This window comes from Nocardioides sp., assembly GCF_031422975.1.
GTDB lineage: Bacteria > Actinomycetota > Actinomycetes > Propionibacteriales > Nocardioidaceae > Nocardioides.
In genome coordinates this window covers 1-4,361 of record NZ_JANPEO010000214.1, presented here as the reverse complement: position 1 = coordinate 4,361, position 4,361 = coordinate 1, and the positions used below count along the sequence as shown (strand labels likewise).

Sequence of the window (4,361 nt, the reverse complement as noted above, 5' to 3'; positions counted from 1 at the left end):
GTAGAGCTCTGCGGTGCGCGACCAGTCCACGGACACCTCGGTCGTGTAGCCGAGGTGGGCCGTCTCCAGCATCGTCTTCTTCTCGGCCTCGATCTTCTCGGGCCCCCAGTTGAGCGCCTCGAACCACCGGCGGATGTCTCCATCGGGCACGCGTGTGTGGGCCACCCCGGCTGCCATCTCCTCGATGGCCCGACTCGTCGCCTCCACGAGGGGGGCGGGGCCTTCGGCCGTCAGCACGACGAGGTTCTGGTCCATGGGATGGTCGGGGAAGTGCTGGCGGGCATCCTCGGGTGAGTAGGCGCGGGCCACCGACGGGCGGTAGCCGGCGGTCACGATCTCACGCAGCATCGCGATCGCGTCACCGAAGTTTGGCACCAGGAAGCCGAAGTAGCGGGTGGTGTCGGGCACCCACGGGAACAGCTTCACCGTCACCTCGGTGATGTAGGCCAGGGCGCCCTCGTTGCCGATCACCACGTGCCGGATGTCGGGTCCCGCGGCCCGGCGCGGGACGTTCTTGACCCGGACGATCCGGCCGCCCGGGAAGACCGCCTCCAGGCCCACGACCATGTCCTCGATGGCTCCGTAGAGCGTGGAGAACTGCCCGATCGATCGGGTCGAGACCAGACCGCCCATCTGAGCGATGGGCTTCGACTGCGGGGAGTGTCCGGTGGTGAAGCCGAGCGGTCGCAGTGTGTCCTCGAGCACCTGCAGCGCGGTTCCGCACTGCACGGTGACCATCATGTCCTCGGTGTCGATCTCGAGGATCTGGTCCATCCGGGACCCGTCGATCACCATGCGTCGTCGACGACCGTCTCGAGCCCACCCTCGGTGCTCGTGCCGCCCGATCTGGGCACGACGGCGACAAGCTCGCGGTGCGCGAAGTCGAGCAGCGCGGCCACCTCGTCGGTGGAGGTGGGGTAGACGATCGCCGCTGGCTGCGGTCCCTCGAAGATCCCGTGGACGGAGGTGTACTTGCGGAACCGGTCGACGCTGGCGAGTCGCAGCCGCTGCTCGTCGGTGTCCACCTGGTCGGCGCCGAGCAAGTCGGTGACCGCGCGGACGATGTCGGAGCGGCTGAGGTCCGATCGGGAGACAACCATCGGTGAAGCCTTTCTGGTAAGCACGGTCAGAGAGTGTGGTGGGACGTCAGAGGGGTCAGCGGACTAGGTAGCCGCCGTCGACGACCAGCACGTGCCCGTTGACATAGTTGGACGCGGAGGAGGCGAGGAAAACGGTGGCGCCCATCAGGTCGGCCGGGTCGCCCCAGCGACCGGCGGGGATGTGCTCGACGATGCGGCGGTTGGCGTCTTCGTCGGCTCGGGTCGCGGTCGTGATCGCGGTCGCGAAGTAGCCCGGGGCCACCGCGTTGACCTGCACGTTGTGCACGGCGAGTTCGTCGCAGTAGGCCTTGGTGAAGCCAACGATCCCCGCCTTGCTGGCGGCATACGCCGGCGACTTCCGCCCACCCAGGTAGGAGAAGAGCGAGGCGATGTTGATGATCTTGCCGCTCCCCTGCGCCACCATCTCCCGGCTCGCGTGGTGAGCCATCTCGAAGGCCGCGGTCAGGTTCACCGCGATCATCGGGTCCCACTGCGCGCGGTCGAAGTCGGCGACCTCGGCGAGCAGGCAGATCCCGGCGGAGTTGACGAGGATATCCAGCCCGCCGAGCTCCTCGACGCAGCGCGCCACCATGGCGGCTGGCGCGCCGGCGCGCGCAATGTCGGCCTCGGCGAACGCATAGCGCCGTCCGCTGCCGGTGACCAGCGCCTCGGTCGTGCCATCGTCCTCGGCCAGGCCCGGGACGAAGATGTCCGCACCGGCCCGCGCCAAAGCTAGCGTGAAGGCCCGACCCAGGCCGGTGTTGCCGCCCGTGACCATGGCCCGCTTGCCGACCAGCGAGAACGCGTCGAGGGTGAAGTCGGTGATCTCCATCAGTCACTGACCTCCGACGCGAACGGGTCGCGGATCCCGATGTAGACCGTCTCGAGATACTCCTCGATCCCCTCGGCACCGCCCTCGCGGCCGAGCCCGGAGGCCTTCACTCCTCCGAAGGGAGCCGCCGGGTTGGAGACCACCCCGGTATTGAGGCCAATCATCCCGCTCTCCAGCCGCTCGGAGTAGCGGAAGGCGCGATCCAGGTCGCGCGTGAACACGAATGCCACGAGTCCGTACGGCGTCGCGTTGGCCACTCGGACGGCCTCGGCGTCGTCGTCGAACACCACGATGGGGGCGACCGGGCCGAAGATCTCGTCCTGCACGATCGCCATGCCCGGGGTGACGCCGGTGAGCACGGTGGCGGGGTAGAAGTAGCCGGCGCCGGCCGGGACCGAGCCGCCGGTGACGACGGTCGCGCCCGCCTGCGTGGCATCCGCCACCATGCCGGCGACCTTGTCCCGCGACCGCTCATCGATGAGCGGGCCGAGCGTGGTGCCGTCCTCGTTGCCGGGACCCAGCACGAACGACTCCATCCGCGCCACGAAGCTCCGGGTGAACTCCTCGGCGACGTCACGGTGCACGAGGATGCGGTTGGCCGCGACACAGGCCTCTCCGCCGTTGCGCATCTTGGCCGTGATGGCACCCGAGACCGCCTCCTCGACGTCCGCGTCCTCGCACACGATCAGAGGAGCGTTGCCCCCGAGCTCCATGGAGACGCGCAGCACCTGGTCGGAGGCCTGCGCGAGCAGCCGTCGGCCCACCGCGGTCGAGCCGGTGAAGGAGAGCTTCCGCAACCGGTCGTCGGCGATCAGCGGCCCCGTGACCTCACCCGGCCGCGTCGTCGCGATGACGTTGAGCACGCCGTCCGGCAGGCCCGCCTCGCTCATCAGCTGCGCGAAGAGCATCGACGTCAGCGGGGTCAGCTCGGCCGGCTTGAGCACCATCGTGCAACCGGCGGCCACGGCCGGGGCGATCTTGCGGGTCGCCATCGCCAGCGGGAAGTTCCACGGCGTGATCAGCAGTGACGGCCCAACGGGGCGCTTCCTGACGAGCAGTCGGTTCGCGCCATCCGGTGCAGTGGAGTAACGCCCCGAGATGCGCGGCGCCTCCTCACTGAACCAGCGCAGGAACTCGGCACCATAGGCCACCTCGCCCCGCGACTCGGCCAGCGGCTTGCCCATCTCGAGGGTGATCAGCCGGGCGAAGTCCTCGGCACGCTCGGTCACGAGCGTGAACGCCCGCCGCAGGATCTCGGCACGCGCCCGGGGCGCCATGCGCGCCCAGCCTTCCTGCGCCGCGTGCGCCGCCGCCAAGGCAGCCACGCCGTCCTCCGGACCAGCGTCGGCCACCTCGAGCAGCACGGTGCCGTGCGCGGGGTCGATCACCTCGAAGGTCTTGCCGCCCTGCGCCGCCACCCACGCACCTCCGACGAGCAGGCCGGTGGGGACGGACGCCAACAGGTCCTGGTCGGTGCCCGCGCTCATTGAACGACCTCGATCTTATCGAGGCGCAGCGGGTGACCCACCAGGTCCTCGTAGAGCTGGAAGGGAGTCATCTCCCCCGCCGCGTCTCCATACGTCGCGCGCGCCCGGCGATAGACCTGCTCGACCAGTGACGACAGCTCCACCGAGACACCGACTGCGCGGGCCAGGTCGATCGAGAGCCCGAGGTCCTTGCAGGCAAGCGCGATCGCAAATCCCTCGTCATAGTCACCGTGGTCCAGGATCGACAGCACGTCCTGGCGCAGGAAGTTGCTGTCGGCCGGGCTCGCCATGAGGGCGTTGCGGAGCACGTCGAGGCGCACCCCCGCCCGCACCCCGACCGCCAGCACCTCGGCGGTTGCCACCAAGTGGGAGAACCACAGTTGGTTGATCATCAGCTTGGTGGCATACCCGGCACCGTGCGGCCCGACGTGAAGGATCCGCTCCGGGTCGCCCATGGCCTCGAAGACCGGCCGCCACGTCGCCACCGCGTCGGCGTCGCCACCGACGAAGATCTGGAGCATGCCGTCGGCCGCCCCGTGCGCCATACCGCTGACCGGTGCGTCGATCACCACGACACCGCGGTGCGCGTGCCTGCGCCGTACGTCGTCGGCGACGGCAGGCACTGAGGTGGACATGTCGATCCACGTCCCGCCGTCCGGCAGACCGGCCAGGATCCCGTCGGTCCCCTCGAGGACGTCCTTCACGATCGCCGGGGTGGGCAGCATGGTGATGACCACGTCGGTGTCGGCCGCGAGCCCGGCCGCGCTGGCTGCGACCTCCGCCCCCAGCGCGGCGTACTCCTCCAGGACCTCCGTGCGGACATCGTGGACGACCACGGGGAAGCCGGCATTGAGGAGGTTCCGGGTCATCCCAGAGCCCATGCTCCCCAGTCCGATGAAGCCGATCCTAGGTGGGTTGTTGAGCTGCATCGTCGAACGTGTC

The 4,361-nt window shown here is 69.3% G+C and carries 5 protein-coding genes; all 5 read right to left on the bottom strand.

All coding sequences use genetic code 11. The features are described from left to right. Window positions 1–774: FAD-binding oxidoreductase (locus tag RMO85_RS06425; RefSeq protein ID WP_310527680.1), on the bottom strand; the 774-nt coding region annotated here is incomplete at its 3' end. Window positions 775–788: 14 nt separating this feature from the next. Further along, entirely contained in the window at window positions 789–1,100 is a 312-nt protein-coding gene (locus RMO85_RS06420) for an FAD-binding protein (protein ID WP_310527677.1), read from the bottom strand. A 55-nt stretch (window positions 1,101–1,155) separates the two neighbouring features. Then, the gene (locus tag RMO85_RS06415; RefSeq protein ID WP_310527671.1) at window positions 1,156–1,932 is read right to left on the bottom strand and encodes an SDR family oxidoreductase; all 777 of its coding nucleotides are present in this window, start codon (window positions 1,930–1,932) and stop codon (window positions 1,156–1,158) included. Next, window positions 1,932–3,419 (bottom strand): NAD-dependent succinate-semialdehyde dehydrogenase, encoded by a 1,488-nt coding sequence (locus RMO85_RS06410; RefSeq protein WP_310527670.1) that lies wholly within the window; start codon window positions 3,417–3,419, stop codon window positions 1,932–1,934. Before RMO85_RS06410 ends, RMO85_RS06415 begins: the two co-directional genes overlap by 1 nt. Further along, window positions 3,416–4,361 (bottom strand): NAD(P)-dependent oxidoreductase (locus RMO85_RS06405; protein WP_310527667.1); only part of this gene is annotated, 946 nt, incomplete at its 5' end. The genes RMO85_RS06410 and RMO85_RS06405, both read right to left, overlap by 4 nt.